This is a genomic window from Streptomyces sp. NBC_01255, from assembly GCF_036226445.1.
In the GTDB taxonomy this organism is placed as follows: Bacteria; Actinomycetota; Actinomycetes; order Streptomycetales; family Streptomycetaceae; genus Streptomyces.
Genome location: NZ_CP108474.1, coordinates 1,035,802 through 1,055,364, shown reverse-complemented (window position 1 = coordinate 1,055,364; position 19,563 = coordinate 1,035,802). Strand labels below are relative to the sequence as shown.

Annotated in this window: 18 protein-coding genes and 7 pseudogenes; 15 read left to right on the top strand and 10 right to left on the bottom strand. The window is 69.2% G+C overall.

All coding sequences use genetic code 11. The annotated features are described in order from the left end of the window. Positions 1-44 precede the first annotated feature (44 nt). Together OG357_RS04400 and OG357_RS04395 are read right to left on the bottom strand one after the other, a co-directional pair. Complete coding sequence (locus OG357_RS04400; protein WP_329619857.1) at positions 45-932, bottom strand: PhzF family phenazine biosynthesis protein; 888 nt, start codon at positions 930-932, stop codon at positions 45-47. 73 nt (positions 933-1,005) lie between these two features. Continuing rightward, a pseudogene (locus OG357_RS04395) lies at positions 1,006-1,104 on the bottom strand (IS982 family transposase); the annotation flags it as partial. Positions 1,105-1,155: 51 nt separating this feature from the next. Here OG357_RS04395 and OG357_RS04390 point away from each other — a divergent pair. Next, a pseudogene (locus OG357_RS04390) lies at positions 1,156-1,526 on the top strand (VOC family protein). 76 nt (positions 1,527-1,602) lie between these two features. Here OG357_RS04390 and OG357_RS04385 read toward each other — a convergent pair. Further along, on the bottom strand, positions 1,603-2,010 hold the full coding sequence (locus OG357_RS04385) for a RidA family protein (protein WP_329619856.1): 408 nt from the start codon (positions 2,008-2,010) through the stop codon (positions 1,603-1,605). A 100-nt stretch (positions 2,011-2,110) separates the two neighbouring features. Between OG357_RS04385 and OG357_RS04380 the strand changes: the two genes are divergently transcribed. Next, on the top strand, positions 2,111-2,491 hold the full coding sequence (locus tag OG357_RS04380; protein ID WP_329619855.1) for a winged helix-turn-helix transcriptional regulator: 381 nt from the start codon (positions 2,111-2,113) through the stop codon (positions 2,489-2,491). Positions 2,492-2,635: 144 nt separating this feature from the next. Continuing rightward, entirely contained in the window at positions 2,636-3,139 is a 504-nt protein-coding gene (locus tag OG357_RS04375) for an RNA polymerase sigma factor (protein WP_329619854.1), read from the top strand. Positions 3,140-3,653: 514 nt separating this feature from the next. Here OG357_RS04375 and OG357_RS04370 read toward each other — a convergent pair. Further along, positions 3,654-4,847, bottom strand: a complete 1,194-nt coding sequence (locus tag OG357_RS04370) for a helix-turn-helix domain-containing protein (RefSeq protein ID WP_329619853.1) — start codon at positions 4,845-4,847, stop codon at positions 3,654-3,656. A gap of 212 nt (positions 4,848-5,059) precedes the next feature. Between OG357_RS04370 and OG357_RS38775 the strand changes: the two genes are divergently transcribed. Beyond that, positions 5,060-5,875: a DUF4232 domain-containing protein gene (locus OG357_RS38775; protein ID WP_443066623.1), complete on the top strand. Its 816-nt coding sequence runs from the start codon at positions 5,060-5,062 to the stop codon at positions 5,873-5,875. 161 nt (positions 5,876-6,036) lie between these two features. Here OG357_RS38775 and OG357_RS04355 read toward each other — a convergent pair whose 3' ends face one another. Next, complete coding sequence (locus OG357_RS04355) at positions 6,037-6,303, bottom strand: hypothetical protein (protein ID WP_329619850.1); 267 nt, start codon at positions 6,301-6,303, stop codon at positions 6,037-6,039. Between the two features lie 31 nt (positions 6,304-6,334). Further along, positions 6,335-6,445: pseudogene (locus OG357_RS04350) on the bottom strand (alpha/beta hydrolase); the annotation flags it as partial. Here OG357_RS04350 and OG357_RS04345 point away from each other — a divergent pair. Further along, positions 6,425-6,994, top strand: a pseudogene (locus OG357_RS04345) (sensor histidine kinase); the annotation flags it as partial. The pseudogenes OG357_RS04350 and OG357_RS04345 sit on opposite strands and share 21 nt — an antisense overlap. A 16-nt stretch (positions 6,995-7,010) precedes the next feature. Here the strand turns inward: OG357_RS04345 and OG357_RS04340 are convergent. Beyond that, the gene (locus OG357_RS04340; protein ID WP_329619849.1) at positions 7,011-7,298 is read right to left on the bottom strand and encodes a hypothetical protein; all 288 of its coding nucleotides are present in this window, start codon (positions 7,296-7,298) and stop codon (positions 7,011-7,013) included. Between the two features lie 54 nt (positions 7,299-7,352). Between OG357_RS04340 and OG357_RS04335 the strand changes: the two genes are divergently transcribed. From OG357_RS04335 to OG357_RS04305, 7 genes and pseudogenes are all read left to right on the top strand, one after another. Further along, positions 7,353-8,084 carry a MerR family transcriptional regulator gene (locus tag OG357_RS04335; protein WP_329619848.1) on the top strand — a complete coding sequence of 244 codons (732 nt, stop codon included), beginning with the start codon at positions 7,353-7,355 and terminating at the stop codon, positions 8,082-8,084. Between the two features lie 204 nt (positions 8,085-8,288). Next, a pseudogene (locus OG357_RS04330) lies at positions 8,289-8,393 on the top strand (FAD-dependent oxidoreductase); the annotation flags it as partial. Beyond that, positions 8,390-8,941, top strand: coding sequence for a flavoprotein (locus OG357_RS04325; RefSeq protein ID WP_329619847.1), 552 nt, complete (start codon positions 8,390-8,392; stop codon positions 8,939-8,941). The pseudogene OG357_RS04330 and the gene OG357_RS04325, both read left to right, overlap by 4 nt. 73 nt (positions 8,942-9,014) lie before the next feature. Continuing rightward, positions 9,015-9,342 (top strand): annotated as a pseudogene (locus OG357_RS04320) (sulfite exporter TauE/SafE family protein); the annotation flags it as partial. A gap of 136 nt (positions 9,343-9,478) precedes the next feature. Further along, positions 9,479-10,627, top strand: coding sequence for a hypothetical protein (locus tag OG357_RS04315; RefSeq protein ID WP_329619846.1), 1,149 nt, complete (start codon positions 9,479-9,481; stop codon positions 10,625-10,627). 10 nt (positions 10,628-10,637) lie between these two features. Then, the gene (locus OG357_RS04310; protein WP_329619845.1) at positions 10,638-10,964 is read left to right on the top strand and encodes a restriction endonuclease fold toxin-2 domain-containing protein; all 327 of its coding nucleotides are present in this window, start codon (positions 10,638-10,640) and stop codon (positions 10,962-10,964) included. Continuing rightward, positions 10,946-11,389 carry a hypothetical protein gene (locus tag OG357_RS04305; protein ID WP_329619844.1) on the top strand — a complete coding sequence of 148 codons (444 nt, stop codon included), beginning with the start codon at positions 10,946-10,948 and terminating at the stop codon, positions 11,387-11,389. The genes OG357_RS04310 and OG357_RS04305 overlap by 19 nt, the downstream gene beginning before the upstream one ends. A gap of 895 nt (positions 11,390-12,284) precedes the next feature. On the opposite strand, the gene OG357_RS04300 is transcribed toward OG357_RS04305, so the two are convergent. Beyond that, positions 12,285-12,464 carry a hypothetical protein gene (locus OG357_RS04300; RefSeq protein WP_329619843.1) on the bottom strand — a complete coding sequence of 60 codons (180 nt, stop codon included), beginning with the start codon at positions 12,462-12,464 and terminating at the stop codon, positions 12,285-12,287. A 10-nt stretch (positions 12,465-12,474) separates the two neighbouring features. On the opposite strand from OG357_RS04300, the gene OG357_RS04295 reads away from it, so the two are divergent. From OG357_RS04295 to OG357_RS04285, 3 genes are all read left to right on the top strand, one after another. Next, the gene (locus OG357_RS04295) at positions 12,475-12,837 is read left to right on the top strand and encodes a QsdR family transcriptional regulator (protein WP_329625486.1); all 363 of its coding nucleotides are present in this window, start codon (positions 12,475-12,477) and stop codon (positions 12,835-12,837) included. A 93-nt stretch (positions 12,838-12,930) separates the two neighbouring features. Further along, positions 12,931-15,027: a SpoIIE family protein phosphatase gene (locus tag OG357_RS04290; protein WP_329619842.1), complete on the top strand. Its 2,097-nt coding sequence runs from the start codon at positions 12,931-12,933 to the stop codon at positions 15,025-15,027. A 517-nt stretch (positions 15,028-15,544) separates the two neighbouring features. Next, on the top strand, positions 15,545-15,742 hold the full coding sequence (locus OG357_RS04285; RefSeq protein ID WP_329619841.1) for a hypothetical protein: 198 nt from the start codon (positions 15,545-15,547) through the stop codon (positions 15,740-15,742). 1,098 nt (positions 15,743-16,840) lie between these two features. Here OG357_RS04285 and OG357_RS04280 read toward each other — a convergent pair. Both OG357_RS04280 and OG357_RS04275 read right to left on the bottom strand, forming a co-directional pair. Continuing rightward, complete coding sequence (locus OG357_RS04280) at positions 16,841-18,070, bottom strand: IS701 family transposase (protein ID WP_443066622.1); 1,230 nt, start codon at positions 18,068-18,070, stop codon at positions 16,841-16,843. A gap of 183 nt (positions 18,071-18,253) precedes the next feature. Beyond that, a pseudogene (locus tag OG357_RS04275) lies at positions 18,254-19,494 on the bottom strand (IS701 family transposase). Between the last annotated feature and the right edge of the window lie 69 nt (positions 19,495-19,563).

Genomic DNA, 19,563 nt, shown 5'->3' with positions numbered 1-19,563 from the left:
GCCGGTAGCCGGCGGACTTGATCGGTCAGGGCCTCTCGCTTGGATCAGGCCGAGATGCGGGCCCCTGCGCCGCCGACCCTGATCCGACGGTCGCCCGGCCGCAGTTCCACCGTCAGGACGCCAGGACGCCCCATGTCCTCCCCTTGGTGGAGGGTGAGGACCGTCGCCTCGGGCACGAGTGCGAGCTCACGGGCGTACGCGCCGAAGGCGGCGGCCGCCGCCCCGGTCGCCGGGTCCTCCACCACACCGCCCACCGGGAACGGGGCGCGGACGTGAAAGACCTCCGCAGAGGCGCGCCAGACCAACTCCAGCGTCGTCAGGTCGAGCCGGTGCATCAGGGCCTCAAGGCGGGCGAAGTCGTACGCCAGGCGGGCCAGGCGCTCTCGGCTCGCGGCGGCAAGGATCAGATGGCGGGCGCCCGCAAAGGCGATGCGGGGAGGCAGGGCGGGATCGAGGTCGTCGGCCGGCCAGTCGAGGGCTGCGAGTGCCTCTGCCAGGTCATCGGCCGCGATCTCCTCGATGTGCGGCTCGACGCTCGTGAGCGTCGCCCGCAGCGTCCCGCCCTCCCGCGTCACGGTGACCGGCACGGTCCCGGCACGCGTGGTGAACACCAGGTCGCCGGGGCCGATGCGCTCAGCGAGGGCCACGGCCGTCGCGACGGTGGCGTGACCGCAGAAGGGCACCTCCGCCTTGGGGCTGAAGTAGCGGATGGTGTACGCGCGCCCGGCGTCCGAAGCGCCGGATCCCGCTTCCTCGGACGCCGCTGTCAGGAACGCGCTCTCGCTGTAGCCGACTTCGGCGGCGATCGCCAGCATCTCCTCGTCGCCGAGGCCCGTGGCGTCGAGAACGATTCCGGCGGGATTGCCTCCCTCTGGATTGTCGGAGAAGGCGGTGTATCGCAGGATGTCAGGGGTTGCGCGTAGGTAGTTCATGCCGGGAGAACGGCACCGAGCCCCGAGGTAGTTCCCCACTTCAGCACGCTGTAGGCGAGTGATTCCGATGTGATCAGTGGTCGTAGGCGATCAGAGATCGCATGGCAGGCTGCGCGGTCCTGTGGTTGTGCCAGATTGCCGCGGCCAGCGCAAGGATGCGCTGCGCGACGCGGACGGTCTCCTATGTCGAAGTCCTGACACGAGCCCCGGCTGAGGAGTTCCCATGACCACTACCGATTCCGTCACCGGGCCGGATGTCGTTGCCCTGCAGGTGCGCGATGCCGCTGCCGCCTTCTACGAGACCCACCTCGGGCTCCGCCGGGCACCGTCCTCGCCCCCGGGGCCGTGGTGTTCGCCGCCGAACTGATCGCGTTCGCGGTCCGCGAGCCCCTGCCGGGCGTGGACCTCGACAGTGCGGAGCGGTCCGGTGTTGGCGTCTCGCCGTGGGGCGGGACCAGTGACGCCCAGGCCTTTCATGACCGCCTCAAGGTCGCCGGAATCGCCATTGTCACGAGGCCGGATGACGGCCCGTTCGGCAGGATGTTCACCTTCCTCGGCCCCGAGGGCCACGCGATCACCGCCTACGCGAACTGAGCGCTTAGGATTCGCCATCGGTCGGCGTGCTGTGATCCCGCGCGGTGGGCGTCGAGAGCCGGTTCGGGGTCGCAGCTCAGTCGACGACGGCGGTGGCTTCGACCTCGGCCAGGTGCTCGGGTACGTCGAGTGCCGCGACGCCGATCAGCGTGCCGGGCGCCATGGGGGTGATGGCCAGCTGCGCGGATGCCCGGGCGATGCCGTCGAGGACCAGGGGCATCTTGTCGGGGGTCCAGTCGACGACGTAGAGGGTCAGTTTCGCCACGTCGGCGAAGGAGGCGCCGGCCTCGGCCAACGCGGTGCCGACGTTGAGGTAGCAGCGCTCGACCTGTGCGGCGAGGTCGCCTGCGCCGACCGTGACCCCGTCGGCGTTCCATGAGACCTGGCCGGCGACGAAGACCAGCTTCGTTCCGGTCGCGACCGACACCTGCCGGTACACCGGGATCTCCGGCAGTCCGCTGGGGTTCATCAGGGTGATGGTCATGGTTTCCGTCCTTCCTGACACTCTCTTGTGGTTACTCAGAAACCGTAGGAGAGTGGCCGCTGACATGGAAGAACGCACTTTTCGGTGACTGGGGAACCAGATGGTGACCAAGCAGTTCACGGGCTCGCCCGACGACGCGGACCTTCGGCGCGCGGACTCCCTGGCGCGGCAGATCTTCTCGGACGTCGCCAACAAATGGGCGCTCCTGATCATCGAGGCAGTGGGGGACCGCACCCTGCGCTTCAGCGAGTTGCGCGACGAGATCGAGGGCATCAGTCACAAGATGCTCACCCAGAACCTGCGCATGCTGGAGCGCTACGGCCTCCTCGTGCGGACGGTGCACCCCGTCGTGCCGCCGCGGGTCGAGTACGCCCTCACCGAGCCGGGTCACGCTCTGCGGGTGACGATCGACGGCCTGTGCGACTGGACCCACCGCTACCTCGGGCACATCGAGACCGCCCGCCGCGAGTTCGACGCCTGACCACTGGAGCACACGCCCGCCCGCGACGGTCGCGGCCGTTTGCTCCCAGGTCTACCTGCGCGCATGCCCGCTTGGGAGTAGGAGGGCTCCAACTCCTCCCAGGAGCCGAGTTCGTGACGGGTAGTCACGGAGGCGTTCGGAGACATGACAGCTCTCGACCCGCAGACGGGTCCGACGGACGAGGACCTCGCCCGCAGGGCCCAGGCCGGAGAGGCCGTTGCCCTGGGGCTGCTGCTGGCGCGCCATCAGGCGCCGATGCGCGCGGTGGCGCTGAGTGTGCTCGGCTACGGCCCGGATGCCGAAGATGCAGTGCAGGACGTCGCGTTGACTGCCCTGCGCCGTATCAGTGACGTGCGGGATCCCGTGGCAGTGGGCGCATGGCTGCGTGCGGTCGTGCGCAATGCTTGCTGCATGCGCCTGCGTGCCATACGGGAATCACCAGGCCTCGCCGGACTTCAGTCCCCGTGCCTCCGCAGAGACGACGTGGGGCATCCCGAGCGGTTCGTCGAGCAGCACGCGATGCGCGACTGGATCTGGGCCGCGGTGGAGGAATTGCCCGAGCAGCAACGGTTGGTGTTGCTGCTCAGGCACTTCAGCGGCGTCACCTCTTATCAGGACCTCCACGCTCGCCGAGGCGAGCAGACATGAGGCCGTGGCGACGCTGCGGGCGTGGGAATCCGGTGGACTGCCCCGGGAGATCTCCGAGTTGTGGCCGGCCGAGTGGCCGAGTCCGAGATGGTCGGCCGACTGGGGAGGCCGGGTGAACAGGTCCATCCCGTCCCGGTCGTGCGGCAAACCCTGGAAGACGGAGTACGGCAGCACCTGCGCCATGTGGCGGCGAGTCGCGAGATCCAGATCTGGGAGATGGACGTTACCCGCCCCGGCGCGGTTCACATCTGCCCACCGAATCTAGCCCGGCTCATGTTCCGCCGGGACGGGTTCCTGTCCATCGGCAGCGCGTCCAGAGACTCCGAGTGGTCTTCCCCCAGCCGCCGGGCCGAGGAGCGAGCGCCCTTCCGCCGACGTGCGCGGAGCATCGTCACGGCACGTCGACGATCTTTCCGTCCGCGTCGAGCGTGTGGGTGCGCCAGTACGCGTCCCACTCGTCGTCGACCTGCTGCGGCACCTTGCAAGTCCTCATGCCCGGACCCGAGTCGCCCGCTCAGAGGGTGGTCCCCTCGGGGACCCACCCGTCACCGCCGAGGGGGAACTCGTAGCCGGGACGCCCGTTGTGTCCGCTCGTACGGAACGGCTTGCCCTTGTTGTCGATCTTGAGTGTGCCGTGGCGTGAGCCGCTCGACCAGGTCAGCTCCAGGTACCAGCTGACGTCGTAGGCGGAGGCGTCGGCCTTGATGTAGAAGACCTCCGGAGCGGATTCGCTCACCTTGAAGGGGAAGTCCGGCTGCCCCGCCTCGGGGACGACGGACGGGCGCGTGGCGTCGAGAGCCACGGTGAAGGAGCGGGTCGGGACTCCGGCACCGCAGCCGACGCCCGGGTACCCCATGGCGTAGTCGTTCCAGGCGAGCGGCGCCCGTTTGGCGGCCATACGGACAGTGAGGCCGTCCAGGACCACCGTCTCCTTGCCCGAGCCCTGAATTGTCAGCGTGACGTACTGCTCGCCCGCGGGCACGGCTCCGGACGCCGCCACCCACGCGGGGGCGTCCTGCTCCACAGGCGGCGGAGAGACCTGGGCCGGGGGCTTGTCGATCAGATAGTGCTGGCCGCAGGGCGATTCCCACGTGTGCGGCAGGGTGGTCACGCTCAGCGGCGCACGCGATCCGGTGCCCCCGCCGAGGCCGGCGGAGGAGGGGGTCCCGGTAGCACCGGTAGCACCGGTAGCACCGGTCGGGCCGTTTCGGGCGTCCGTGCTTCCAGCGGGCAGGTTCGTGGTGAGCGCGATCGTCCCGGCGACGGCCACCGCGACAACCGCCGCGGCGATCCCGGCGATGACGGCCCTGCGCCGGTGACGCACCTTCGGCGCAGGCGTTCCGGGTTCCCGTGGCACGCTCGCACCCGTCTCCTGCGGCGCGCGGGTCGGCGCGACCGCCTGTGCCACCGGGGCAGCGCCGGCCGGGGACTTGACGTCCGGCTCGGTGCCCCTGCGTGGACGGTTCGCGTCCGCCAGCACCCAGTGCCGGTGCAGTTCGACGAGCTCCTCGGGCGATGCCTTGCAGAGGCGGGCGAGCCGCTCGACCGGTGCGTACTCGATCGGTACGACATCGCCGGAGCAGTACCGGTGCAGAGTCGACGTGCTCATATGGAGTCGCTTGGCGAGCGTTCCGTAGCTGAGCCCGGACCGGTCCTTCAACTCCCGCAGCAGCCTGGCGAACTCGGCCCCAGCAGTGTCTTCCGACACTGTTCCTCCCACCCCGGTGTCCCGTCCCACGTCCCAGGGGCGGGTTGTTTCAGCAGCTCAGAGCCCCTTTCTGTGTTCCAGCATCCCTGACCGTCCATCGGGTCTGGCAGCTGGGACGGAACTCCCCACAAGCTCAGGTCATCCAAGCACAGCGCCCTGGGCGACCGGCTTCAACCGGCCACCCACGGCTTGTCGTACGAGAGGGAATCGCTATGTTCGCCATCCGTGGCACCCGCCCCACGAGCACCGCCCGTACCCTTCGGCCCCCGCACTCCCGACGCGTCGCGAGTGCGGCCGCCGTCGCCCTGGCAGCGCTCGCCCTCACCGCGTGTCAGAGCGGCACAGGCGTCAAGGACGAGGGAGGCGGGGCCGCCCCGGGCTCCACCACGGCCGCGCCGTCGCCCTCATCGCCGCCGTCGTCGTCGCCGCGCGACGCGTCGAACACCCAGAGCCTTCCCACGGGGCAGCAGACGAAGCCGAGCACCCCGGCCCCGAGCTTCGAGACGAGCAGCGGCGGTTCACAGGCGACCGGCGGCGGCGCGACGAGCGGGAGCGAACCAGGAGACGCGAAGCGCTCTGCCAAGCCGTCTGCTGCGGCCGATCGTGTCTCGTGCAACGGCTCGAACACCGCAGTCACCGTCCAGACAGTGTCCCGTCCCCTCAACCACATGCTGATCACGGTGAAGAACACCGGCTCGAAGCTCTGCGATCTCACGTACTACCCGGTGGTCCGGTTCGACGAGATGCAGTGGGCACCGGCCGCGCGGGAGGACACCAAGCCGCAGGCCGTGGTGTCCCTCGCGCCTGGCGAGTCGGGCTACGCGGGGGCCATGCTGTCGGCAGCCGACGGCAGTGGCGAGGGCGGGACAAACGGAAAGCGGCTCACGATCGCCTTCCAGGGGCGGACACCCCTCAGCAGCGGCGGGGCGTCCGCCACACCGTCCATTCCGGCGAAGGGCATCTACTACGACAGCTCGTTGACGGTCACGTACTGGCAGCAGACCGTCGAGGACGCACTGGGCTCCTGACCCGGGAGGCCTGACGACGGCCCTACAGCACGTGGAGCAACAGGCAGGCCGCCGCCGGCGCCGAGATCCCGGTGCCGGCGGCGGCCCGGGCACGTCAGCGCGGAGTGGCCGAGGAGGACGACGGGGCCCTGGACCGAGTCGAGGACGCTGGAGAGGTACGTCTAGTCGGTCGGCAGGCCGCGCAGGGGATTGGCCGGGGCGGCGACCGGACCGCCGTCCTTCTGCAGGCGCGCGATGACGCCGTTCCAGTTGGAGCTGTCGTCGAATCCTCCGTGGACCAGGACCACCGTCGGTCTCGGAGACGCCTCCGGGGCGCTGCCGGCCTCGGTGGCGGTCGGGCCGATGGCGGCGGAGACGGTGGGCATGAGGGTCGCCAGAGCGGCAGCCGCAGCGGCGACCGCCAGCGTGCGGCGGGTCGGCCTTTCCATGGCAATGACTCCTGGACTCCTGGCTGTGGGCAGAGGCGGCGAACTTGTCGCGGTCCAGGAACAGGAAGCCGTCCTGGGGCGGGAGGATGGGCGGCACGGGGGCGCCGGGCGGGGGGCCGGCGATGAGGGTGCTGACCGACTCTCCCTCGGCAACCTGCTGGACGTCTTCCGCCTGGAGACCGGTACCGTCACCGCCGTCACCGCCGTCATCCGGGAGACCGACCTCGACGAGGTCGTGCCGATGGCACTGCTCCGCGTCCGCGAGGGCAGCGTCGACCCCGACATCCCCGAGACGCTGCCGATGGTCGCCGTCGACCGCGGACTGCTGGAACGGGCCGTCGCCGACATCGTCGAGAACGCGGTCAAGCACAGCCCGCCCGGGCAGCCCGTACTCGTCTCGGCGAGCGCTCAGGCCGACCGCGTCGACCTACGGGTCGTCGACCGCGGAGCCGGAGTCCCGGACGAGGTCGAGGACCGCATCTTCGGCGCCTTCCAGCGCTGCGGCGACGCCCCGCGCGGCGCGGGCGTCGGTCTCGGCCTGGCAGTGGCGCGGGGCTTCGCGGAAGCTATCGACGGCACGGTGACGGCCGAGGACACCCCCGGCGGCGGGCTGACCATGTCCGTGAGCCTGCGCATGGCCGACGGCTCCCCGCCGTCCCTCCCGGACCTGGCGGCCGGGACGACCACCTGACACGGGCGTGCCGGGGTCAGTCCCGGTACTCGTCAGCCGATGCCTTCAACAGCCGCTCCAGCTCACTCCCGGCCTCGTCGTACCCAGCGTCGGAGATGCGTTGCAGCTCGCGCAGGTCGCCGGCCGCGACCGCGCGTCGGGTGAGGAGGAACCCGGCGCGCAGGGATCCCTCGTCCAACAGTTCGCTCAGCTCGTCGAGGTCACCGGCTGCGTCGACAAGGTCGGCCAGCCGGTCCAACGCGGACTCGTTGCCCTCGTCGGCCAGCTCGCGCAGGGTCTCCCGATCGATATTCGTGTTCTCCATGACGCCATGGTGCGACCCTGCCCCAGGGGAAAGGTCAAGTGCGACGATGGCCGGGTGATCACCATCGGGCAGCTGGCCGCGTATGTCGGAGTATCGATCAAGACCATCCGCGTCTATCACGACAAGGGGCTGCTCCCCGAGCCCGACCGTGATGCGTCCGGGTACCGGCGATACGACGCCAGCGACGCCATCGACCTGATCAAAATCCGGACGCTCGCCGAAGCCGGCGTCCCCCTGGCCCGTATCCGAGAGCTGAGATCGGCGACCGACGCGGAGTTCCGGGAGGCGTTGAGCGAGATCGACGAGGAGCTCACTACGCGCATCCGCGACCTGCGGGCGACACAGGCGCGCCTTCGCCGACTTGTCGCCGGGCAGCTGGCACCGGTACCTGCCGAGGTCGCTGCCCACCTGGAGCACTTGGCCCGCTGGGGATTCACCCCGCGGTGGGTCGATCTGCAACGCGACCTGTGGATCCTCGTCTTCGCCACCCACCCGGACCACGCGATCACCCTGTTCCACGACCAGGCCGAGTCCTTGGCCGAGCCGGCCCTACGGCAGCTCTTCCTCGACTACGACCACGCGCACGACCTCGACGCCCAGGATCCCCGCATCGACGACCTCGCCCGCCGCATTGTCGAGGCGACCAAGGCTCGTTACGGCTCCGAGGAGCTACCCCACCTGGATGAGGACTCCGGCATCCCTTCACTGATCCAAGGCACGGTCAACGCCTCGTCCCCTGCATGGCAGCGAATCGACACGCTCATTCGGCAACAGCTCAACGCGTGACGCGAAATTGCCGGGTGCGCTCACACTGTCCGGAGGGCCGGAGGTAGACCGGTCTGCCCCATGACGTCAGTATGGCGTCGGTGCTGGGACGCCCTCGTCGTGCACCAGGTCTGGCATGGCTAGGCCCCGTTGGTGTGTTTGGCGACTTGCGGGCCCGCGCAGCGTTCGGCGGTTACTGGGCTGGTGCAGTAGCCGACCTCGAAGGTCGTGCACAACCACGGGCACGGCGGTGCCGGCGTCACGCTCTCATGGGGATGCGCCGAGGAAGCCGCGAGCCTCATGGCCTCCAGTGAAGGGAACAGGCAGTGAATGACCAGCCGAAGAAGCCCGTCCTGTACATCGTTGTCTGCGCCGCAGGCATCGCGGGTGACGCCCACAAGCTGATCACCGCTGCGCAGAAACAGGGCTGGGACGTGGGTGTGGTCGCGACACCCCAGGGGCTCGGCTTCCTCGACACCGAGGCGCTCACCCGGCAGACGGGCTACCCGATCCGCTCGGCGTGGCGCGGCCCCGGCGACCCGCGCCCGCTCCCGCCTGCCGACGCCATCGCCGTGGCGCCGGCCACGTTCAACACCATCAACAAGTGGGCGGCGGGCATCGCCGACACCCTTGCCCTGGGCATCCTGTGCGAGGCGTACGGGATGGGCATCCCGACAGTGGTCCTGCCGTACGTGAACGCTGCCTTGGCCGCCCACCCGGCGTACCGCCGGAGTCTGGAGCAGCTGAGGGAGATGGGCGTGCTCGTCGGGGCCCATGAGCCGCACCGTCCGGAGGCGGGTGGGGGAGCGGCTCCCTTCCACTGGGCGGAAGCGCTGGAGCTACTCACTCCTGCGGCCCGCAATTCGGCGGGTGCATAGGGTTTTCCACCACACCACGCTGCGCACAGGCTGGGGAGGTACCGCCAGCCTTCGCACGGGCCGCTTCGCCGTCTCAGCCCCCCGGCCGGACGTCTTCCGGATGCAGGTCGCGGCCCTGCTGCTGCCGCTCGGGGCGTGGCTGTGCTTGCGCACCCTGTGCCCCGCCCGCGGCTCTCTGCTTGGTCCGATCCTCGCCGCGCGTGGCATGCCCCTGACCCGTGTTGCACCGGCCACCTTCGCCGCGAGCTTTAACCCCACCGTCGCCGGGGCCGCCGCACACGCCGTGCTGGCGATGGCAAGCCCCGACCCCGCCGCGCCCGGGTGGTGGCAGGGGTCTGGCCTGTGGCCTGGGCGGTCTCGTCGGAGGCTGCCTCGGCGCCCGCCTCCAGCCCCGACAGCCTGGTGGGTGAGGGCACGGGGGAGTCTTGAATCTTCAACACAAGGCCGGGAACTACGTCAACGCTTCGTGGTCCATGGTGCGGCTGCGGGACCTGATCTACGACATGCTGGGTCTGTTGTTCACCGAACTCAGCGCTCATGGCGGGATGGCGGGAGACGGCAACGCCGGCCCGTGCCGTCGCCGCCGTGTACAAGCCGGCGGTGAAGACGGTCTTCGAGGCGGCGGGCCTTGCCCATCAGGTGATGGCGAACGGAGCCGGCGCCATGCTCAAGGCCGCCGAGGACTTCCTCAAGCAGGAGAGCCCGAACGCCGCGTCCCTGCTCGGCCAGAGCACAGCACCCGACATCGGCTCCCAGCCCCCCAGGCCGGACTGCAACCCACGTGGAAGCCACAACGCCGAGGAACTGCCCGAGGCCGTCGGCGAGACCAGCTGGACCGACCAGTACCTGCTCAGCTCCCGCTTCCACGGCCAGCGCGACAAGCTCACCAAGACAGCGAACGCGTGGCGCTCGGCGGCAAGCATCCTCGACAACGCCTACTGGGACTCCGACAGCGCCTGGCGTACCGCGAGCGCCCAGCAGCTCGGGGAGACGGCCGAAGCGGTCCAGACCTTCTTCACCGTTTTCGTGGGCAAGACCCCGCCTCCCTCCGAAGCCGGCGAGGAGGAGACCCTGATGGCGAGCCTGCCGTCCGCGTGCCGGATGATCGCCAGCGCCTGCGAGGCGTACGCGGACCACATCGGCACCGCGCTGCAGCGGATCCCGGAAGAGGACAGCCCGCTCCTCGGCGAGCCGCTCGCCATCTGGGAGCGCCCGCTCTTCGGCGGCGAGGGGCACGACGGCGGGCTCCACGAACTCGTCACGGGCGACACGCGCATCGCCCGCCCGGGCAACATCCCGCCGGCGCTCGACAGCTCGGAGTCCAGGGTTCCCATGCCACAACCTGACGGAGGCGGCTTCCTCCCCCTCCCGTCGCTGCCGCCCTTCCTCGCACCGCTGATCCGGCTTCCCCTCCTGGTCCCCGTGGTCCATCGACCGCCGAACGGTCCTCGCGTACAGCCGATGGCCCCACCGACGCCTCAGGACCCCCGCTTCCGGTCCCTCACCGCGCCCGAGCAGCAGAACTTCCCGACGTGGTTGAACTCCCTGCGCGCCGGAGACGTGTCCGGCGGGAATCCCGCCGAGATCGCTTACGAGAAGCGGGTCGCCGGATACCCCGAATACGAGGTGCCCATCCCGCTCGACCATCAGCGCCAACAGCACCCTGATGGTCGACGGCTTCCGTAACCGTGACGGCATGGCGATCGAGGCCAAGTACGTCAACAACCCGAACAAGCCGTGCTACCGCTCGCTCGACGAACTCCGCACGAACCACCGGTCCGGCAAGAAGGACTTCCTGTACGACAAGGACCGCAAGGAGCTCGCGAAGTACAACGCCGCTCTCAACGACCCTCGGAACAAGGAGATGAGAGGCATCGAGACGGTCACGAACAACGCGGACTCCGTGGCCTACTGGCGCGTCATGACGGCCGCGTACGGCGTCAACGGCTACGCCCGATACGTACCCTCACCAACCGCAGCAGCGCACGACGAGGGAGCGAACGCGTGGACGCGTCCGAACTAGCCGAACTGGCCGAACTCCGGACCATGTACGTCTTCGGCCCCGCCGAGGGTTCCACCTGGGGTCTGACCTACGAGGGGATCGAGGCCAAGCTGCGCGAGCGGCAGACGGACACGTTCGTCCGTGTCGACGAAGGGGGCGAAGGCCCCGTGCGCGGGTCCGTCATGCACTTCGGCATCACGCTCGGCGAGGAGGAACTGGAGGGCATCACCAAACAATCCCCGGAAGGTATCGCCATCGAGGACTGCACGGTCCATGCCGCAGCGGAGTTCGCCAAGTGGCTGTGGGACAGCGTCGTCCCGGACGGCAGCAGCATCACCTTCAACACGGAGTGGGGCCTGGAAGCCGACCTGCCCGACGCGCTTGTTCCCGACGTCCCCCGCCCCCGCCTCATGGCCACCTTCCTCGCTCACCTCGAAGCGCTATGACGGCGGACGTGGTCGACTGCCTCCAGCGCCTCACCGAGGTACGTGGTGGAGTCGGCCGGATCGGCGGCCGACTCTGGAAGGCCATGGCTGCGGGAAGCCCGGAGGTCCGTACACGCCCATCGGGACCCTGTACGGGCTGCACAACGACATCGCCTGGCAACTGCTGCCCTTGGAGCTGGGGTTCGACTCCGGGCAGACTCCTGTACAGGACCTTGGCATTCTTGCCACGGCCGAGCTTGTATCCCTTCAAGCCCAGCTTCGACGCCTCCCTGTACACCCAGCTCGTGGACATGCTGAGCATCGTGGCGACGTCGGAAGTGTCCCTAAGGACGGGCTCGACGGGCTGACGCCTGCGCGGTCGGCTGTTTTCGGAGGGGTGCGGCTGCGGTTCCATGGTTGAGACGGCTCCTTTCGTCGGCTTTGCCGGCCCGGGATTCGCTGCTAGGTTGCCGCGCCGCTTCGAGGGTTCCTGTGGCGACGGGAGGTTCCCTCGCGGATGCAGGGGTCGGGATCGCCGTCGGTCCGCCGGGGTGACGGTGATCACGGGGGCTGGTTCGTGCCCCGTGCCCCGTGCCCCGTGCCCGGGCGGGGGCCCGCGTGTCGCTGTCCGACCTTTAGATGGCCAGTCGGCCGGGTGAGCCGCAGGGTGCAGCCATCCGTAGTTTCCTATCCGGCCGTTGCGCCGAATGATGTCTGGTCACACACCGCCTCGGAACTTCCTCCGCCTGCTGAGGTCAGACGAGTGGCGACGGCTATGGAGCGTCCGTCGAGGTGGGGGCTGCCGTCGTTCAGGGGCGGGCTCAGCGGCACAGGCGGTTGCGGATCTGGGGCATGGCCACCTTCTGCTGTCCCGCCGCGTCCGAGAACAGTGGTGGTCGTAGAGGAGACGCCGTTGTCACGGCACCTGGCCGCGGGCAAGGTCCCGCGCCGCAGCCTGATGGACGCGTTCGATCTCGCGCGTCAGCGGTATCTTGCCGGGGACCGCGTCGACATGCAGGACCTCGCCGGCTCGCTCGGCATCAGCCGAGCCGTGCTGTTTCCCTGGGTCGGAAACCGCGATCAGCTGATCGCTCACGGAGCCGGCCCTGGAGCAGGCTGCGGCCGAGGCGCCGGGCCAGGGAGGATCCCGCATCGCCGCCATCGTGGAGAACTTCACCCGCGGCATCATCGAGGCCGACTACGTCCACACCTTCGTGTCCCGCGAGCCCAAGGCGGCCCTCCGACTGATGACCACCAGGGCCGGCGTCGTGCAGCGCCGCATCGTCGCGAAGATCCAGGGAGCCTTCAGGAAGAGGTGGACCGCGGGGCCCGCGTGCCGCCGATGGAGCTCCCGGACCTCGCCTGCATCGTCACCCGCATCGGCGACGTTCGTACACCCGGACCTGATCAGCGGCGACGAACCCGACGCGGCCGAACCGGCGGCCGCCGTTGCCGCCCTGCTGCGCTGAGCCGCCCACTGGTGGCCGGGGACGTCTCTCTCGGCTCAGTCCTCGCCGCGGCGCACTTCCCGCCGCGGAAAGCCCAAGGTCTCCGCATAATGAATGGATAGAACGGCGGATGGAAGGGGACGTCTCGTGCCATCGGCTCGGCCGGGGGGCGAGGAGGCTCACGGCCCGTTCTGGTCCGAGCCGGGGACGCTGCTCGAGCATGTGCCGGTGGCTGTCTTCGGCATCGATGCCGGCGACCTCGTCTGTTATTGGGGGCCGGGCGCGCGGGACCTCTTCGGGTACGACTCCACCGCCGTCCTGTCGAAGCCCGGCGCCGTTCTCTTCGCCGACGGGCCCCAGAGCGCGTCCGAATCGTGCGCCCGACTGACGGAGCGTGGCCGGACCCAGGGGTATTGGAGGGGCCGGCTGACGGCACGGCACCGTGACGGCACAGTCTTCGACTGCGGCTTCCGGGTCTTCTCCGTGACCGGAGCCGGAGGGCCTTCGGCGGTGATGATCCTGGCGAGCCGTAGCGACGAGCTCGATCGGGTCAAGACCAACCTCGCCTTCCTCGACGCCCTCTTCGAGACCTGCCCCATCGGCCTGGTCATGCTCGACGCGGACCTCCGGTACGTCCACCTCAACCAGGCGCTCGCCGACATGGACGGCCTTCCGATCGAGGCGCACCTCGGGCGGCACATGGACGAAGTCATGATCATGTCCGACGGTGGCGAGTACCAGCTCATGCTCCGCGACGTCGCCCTGGGCGGAGAGCCGGTCGTGGGGACGCTGGTCGGCATGCGCCCGCGGGGGCATCCGGACCGTGACCAAGTGCGGTCTGTGAGCTTTTTCCCCTTGAGTCAGGCGGTCGGCTCGCGTCCCGGAGTGGGTGGGCTGATGGTGGATGTGACGGACCGGGAACAGGCGATCCTGGAAGCCACCGCCAGCCGGCGACGACTGGCTCTCCTGGACGGGGCCTCCAAGCGTATCGGGACCACCTTGGACGTGAACCTCACGGCCCAGGAGCTGGTGGACGCGTCGATGCCGGATTTCTGCGACGGAGCCGTGGTCGAAGTCGTGGAGTGGATGGATGAAGCGGAGGATTTCGACCCGGCGCGACCACTGATCACCCGCCGGATCGCATCCGGGACGATCCTGCCCCCTCCGGCCACCGAACTCGTGAGCGGAGTGGAAACGGTGCGGTATCCGCCCGGCTCCGTCATCCACGACATGCTGCAAACCGGTCGTGCCATCTCCGCCGTGGTGAACGATGAGTTCCTGGCCCGGACCGTCCTCATCGAGTCGCGCGCGCGGCTCCTGGCCGAGAGCGGGTTGGCCTGCGTCCTCGTCGCCCCGCTCATCGCCAGGGGCACCGTCCAGGGAATCGCCATGTTCGGCCGGTCCGCAGGCCGGCCGGCCTTCACCCAGGACGATGTCAGCCTTGCCGGTGAGCTCGCCTCACGTGCTGCGATCTGTTTGGACAACGCCCGTCTGTACAGCCGTGTCCAGGACATCGCCCTCACACTGCAGCGGGCATTGCTGCCCAGCGCGTTGGCGACCAGCCCGTACGTGGACGTGGCTCACCGGTACCTGCCCGGCAGCCGGGTCACCGAGGTCGGCGGCGACTGGTACGACGTGATCAATCTGCCGGACGGCCGGGTCGTGCTCGTGGTGGGCGACGTGATGGGGCACGGGGTGTCGGCCGCGGCTGCCATGGGCCGCCTTCGCATCACCACCAAGGCTCTGGCCAGGCACGACAGCGAGCCCGACGACCTGCTCACTGAGCTCGACGCGTGCGCCCAGGAGGCCGGCATCGAGCTGGCGACGTGCCTGTACATCGTCTACGACCCGACGAGCGGGCGCGCCCGCATCGCCAGCGCCGGCCATCCCCCGCCCCTGGTGCTCCGGCCGGACGGCACCGTGGAGACCATCGACGACGTCCTGGGAGTCCCTCTCGGCGTCGGCGGCTGTCCTTTCAGGACGATCGAGATCGAACTTCCCCGGAACGCGATTCTCGCCCTGTATACCGACGGCCTCATCGAGACACGTGGCGGGGACCTCGAGGTCGGCCTGAAGGCATTGCGCGCCGAACTGGGCGGAGCCCCGGGGGCGTTGGAAGCCATGGCGGACCGCATCCTCGCGAGCCTGCTGCCCGCCCCGCCGGCCGACGACACGGTTCTGGTCCTCGCCCGCGTCCGCCGCGCCCCTTGAGGAGGCGTCGAGTCCGGCCCGAGGCGCGTTCCGCAGCGGTCCCGAACGCGGGAACGGCTGCGAGTGCGGTGGCGAGCCGTGCACCCCGGGGGTGAGCTTCGGCCTCCAGACAGGGCATGGGGTGCGGCCGTGTCGGGTCGCAGAAGACGGCGACCGGAGGCAGAGCGTATGCGGATACCTGATCTGCCGTTCGATCGATTCTCTGATGCTCGTTGTGAGGCGCTCGCGTCAGGTTAGGAGCAGCCGCGGCAAAACCGCCCTCGCATCAACCAACCGGGCAGGCGTTCCGGGAGGAGGAACCCGCTGATGGCGATCATCACGGCACCTGAGACACGGGTCACCGCGCGGGCCGCTGACGGCCGCGTCTTGAGCACTGTGGGGGCAGCGACCCCCACGGTGGCGCAGGCGACCGTGCGCGTGGCCACCACTGACGACGTAACCGAAATCGTGCGAGCGGTGACTGTTCGTGTCAGCGTGAAAGTGAGAAATCCGTACCCCGTATGAAGGAGTCGCCGTCATGGGCGGTAAGCAGGACAAGCGCCAGGAGCCGGGCAAGGGCCGCGAGGGGCAGGAACACCGGCGCCCCGGAGACCCCGCACACCCCCGGCCGGGCAAGTCCCGCGAGCAGGGACAGAAGCAAGAACAGCAGGAGCCCTCGCGCCGCCGCGAGGACGACCTGATGCGCGAAGAGGACCTGCACGACGAGACGCTCTGACCCTGGCATTGCTCACCCACACGCCCAGAGCCCGATCGGTAACAGTCATCCGGCCGGGCTCTGCCGCGTCCTGCCACCGCCCGCCATCCCGGCCGGCACACGACCGGCCTGGCATACCCGGCAGCGGGCATGGAGAGGGCACCGAGCGCCGACGGCCCGAGGCCGCACCCAGCTGACCTGTCCGGAAGCGCTTGACCGCATGGGGACGGCCGCGTCCTCCTGGGGGTTCAGGCCAGTGGTTTGGTCCGGGAATGGTCCAGATCTTGGTGCCAGCGGGCTCTGTGTGTCAGACCTGCTCCCCTGCTGCTGTGCTTCCAAGGCGACACCCACGGCGCCTGCGGTACGACGATGATGCGGCTGGAAGGCGGCAGAGGGCGGGGCATCTCCCCGGGTGAGGCGGCAGATGGGACGGCGGAGGGACCGGCGTGCACCCCTTGGAGTGACCCGCCTGAATCGAGCCCGACCTGGAGGTTCCCGTGTCCGACGCACGCGCTCTGCCGTTTCTTCGGCCGCTCGCCCCGGGGCCTCGGCCACCGACGCCTCGGCGGTCTGAGCGGTGATCACCGGTATGTACGAGGCGTATGAGGCGGGGGACCGGGCCCGGATCGAGAGTTGCTCGATCCGGCGGCGACGATCTGGGACTCGGCTGCCGAGCCCCTTCTGTTCGGGAAGCCCGACCTGGACCGGATCCGGGACGAGCGGCCCGCGACGGAGGCGGACCCGAGGAGAGCGGACTGCGCGCCCAAGATCTAGCTACTTGGCGTCGCCAAGGACCGCATTTGATGTTCCATCCGGGCTCGAAGAGGATGCTCTGAAGCCACCCGTCGTGTGTGTGACGCATTCCCGGTGCCGAGGAAACGTCAGCCTCGTGCACTGGCGGCTCCACCGGACCTGGAATGCCGTCAACAGACCTGGACCTAGTACTCCAGCCGGACTTTGATGTTTTGCCTGGTCAACGGCTTGGGTTTGGGGAGTGTAGCGGGGTGGTGCTGGAAGCGGGGCGGGTTCACCTGGCCCGTCCCGCGAACGAGTGCCCTCGCCGTGTGTAGTGACATCTGCGGGCTCTGGCCTGGTGCCGACGGCGCCATCGTGACCAGTTCATCGAGTGGTCGCCCTGTGCAGCAGGATGTCGGTGGGCAGCTGCCAGGAGACGGCGAATCTCGGCTGGTGTGAGGTCCACGAGGTCGGGAGTGTTCTGCTCGGTTCCCCTTTTTCCCTCGCGTGGGCGGCGGTGACGGCCAGGAACGCGTGGGCGAGCATGGCGAGAGTGATGTGCCGGTGCCAGCCGGTGTAGCGGCGGACTTCGTACTGGTCCAGGCCGCATTCGTTCTTCGCGCTCTGGAAGCACTCCTCGATCTTCCAGCGGCAGCCGGCGATCCCCACGAGGTCGGTGAGGGTTGCCTGCAGGGGTGCCGAGGCGAGGAAGTAGGCGAGCTCGTCCGGCTTGGTGATGCTGCGGCGGGCGAGCATCCATCGCTGGCGGGTGGGCTCGTCGCCGTCGAATTCCCAGACAGCCGGCAGCCGGGCCGCGGCCCAGTCGTAGATTCGGGGCCCCTTGGCGCCGTCGCCGCAGGAGAGCTGCTGCCACGCTTCTGGCGGAGCCTGGCCGATGAGATGGTCGATGCGGGGGCCGTGGACCTGCTGGGACTTCGGTACGGCCATGACATAGGACAGGCCGACGTCTTCCAGGAACCGGCGGAAGCGGGAGTCCTGCCCGTAGGCGGCATCCGCGGTGACCCAGGCGACGGGCAGCGGGGAGGCGAGTGCTCGCAGGACCATGGTGCGGGCCAGGTCGTTCTTCGTCGCGAAGCCACGCTCGCTGGGGATCTTGGCAGCACGGCAGCGCTCGAGGTCGTCGGTCCAGGACTTGGGCAGGTAGAGCTCGCGGTCGACCAAGGCATGGCCCAGGGTGGTGGCGTAGGCGGCGAAGACACCGATCTGGCAGTTCTCGGTGCGGCCGGCTGTGCCGGAGTACTGCCGTTGCACCCCGGCTGAAGTGACACCCTTCTTGACGAAGCCGGTGTCGTCGATGATCAGGACACCGTCGTCGGCGCCGAGGTGCTCGGCGACGTAACCCTGCAGGTCATCACGGATTCCGTCGGCTTCCCACCGGCTTTTCGCCAGGAGGTGCTGCAGTCCGTCCGGCGTGGAGTGCCCGGCAAACTCGGCCAGTTGCCAGGAGTTCTTGCGGCCCACCGGGCCGAGCAGACCACGGACGTAGTCCCGCATCCGGCGTCGCGGCTCAACACGTGAGAAGCGGTGCCCGACTTGCAGGAAGAGTTCTTCCAGTTCGTGTTCCCACTCGTTGGCGGTTACGTCATCAGTCACACATGGTGGCTGTCCAGCCCGATGTCACTACACACGGCGAGGGCACTCGTTCGCGGGACGGGCCAGGTGAACCCGCCCCGCTTCCAGCACCACCCCGCTACACTCCCCAAACCCAAGCCGTTGACCAGGCAAAACATCAAAGTCCTGCTGGAGTACTAGTACTCCAGCCGTAGATCGTGATCTTCAGGTCTGATTCGCGGCTTGTCGGCGGTAATGGCTGGTCTGGGCTCGGGCCTGATGGCGGCGTCGCCAGTCGGACCAGCCGAGCCGGTGGGCTGCACCGTGCACGGGCCGAACGACGAGCGTGGTGAATAGTGGCTGGATCTCGTTGCAGGTGAGCGGGATCAGCCCGTCCGGGGCGGAATGGCGGGAGTGTTCGTCAGCGCGGACGACGGCGAGAAAGGCGTGGGCGAGCATGACCAGGGTGACCCAGCGAGACCACGAGGTGAAACGGCGGACCTGGTGCTCGTCCAGTCCGGCCAGGCCTTTTCCGGACTGGAAGGTCTCCTCCACTCGCCATCTCGACCCGGCGACCCGCACCAGCGTGGCCCAAAGGCACCGCAGCCGGCGACCAGCAACGATAGTAAGCCAGTTCACCGGTGGTGCGGTCGCGGCGGATCAGCAGTTGGTGGCTGCCGAGGCGGGGTTCGGCCAGGTCGATGACGGCCCAGTCGTAGAAGCGGTGCCCCTTGCCGCCGGCCCCTGCTGACAGCTTCAGCCAGGCCCACTTCGGCACCTTCACGGCCAGGGCATCCGCGCAGAACTTCCCCGCGCCCGTAGTGACTTCGGCCGAGCAAGCAAACGGCGAGCACGTAGCCGACTTGGCGCTCTTCCAGCGCGGCCCGCAGTTTGGGGTTGCCGCCGTAGACCTCATCGCCCGCGACCCAGCCCACACGGTGCCCGGCGTCAAGGAACCGGCCGATCATGCGGGCGGCCAGCTCCGGCTTGGTCGCGAAGACGGTGTCCTCGCCCAGTCCCGCCGCCCGGCAGCGGTCCGGGTCGCACGTCCACGAGCGCGGGACGTACAGCTCGCGGTCGATCGCCGCGTGTCCGCGGCGGCCTGCATAGACGAGGTAGACAGCGACCTGAGCGTTTTCGATCCTCCCGGCCGTGCCGGTGTACTGGCGCTGGACACCCACGGTGTGCGTGCCCTTCTTCACGTCCCCGGTCTCATCGACGACCAGCACCGCATCGTCGTCGTGCAGATGTTCCAGCACGTACTCGCGCACGTCATCGCGCACGGTGTCGGCATCCCACTTAGCCCGGCCGAGCAGGTGCTGCATTCCATGCGGACTGGCCTGCCCGGTCCACTCGGCGATGCTCCAGCAGTTCCTGCGCGGCAGGTCCGACAGCAGCCCCAGTACTAAGTCCCGCACCCGACGCCGGGGTTCAACCCGCGCGAACCGGCCCGCTATCCGGGACATCAGGACCTCGAACGCCTCCTGCCAGCGGGCAGGGTCTACGCTGTGACTCGCGGCCACCGCATGATCTTC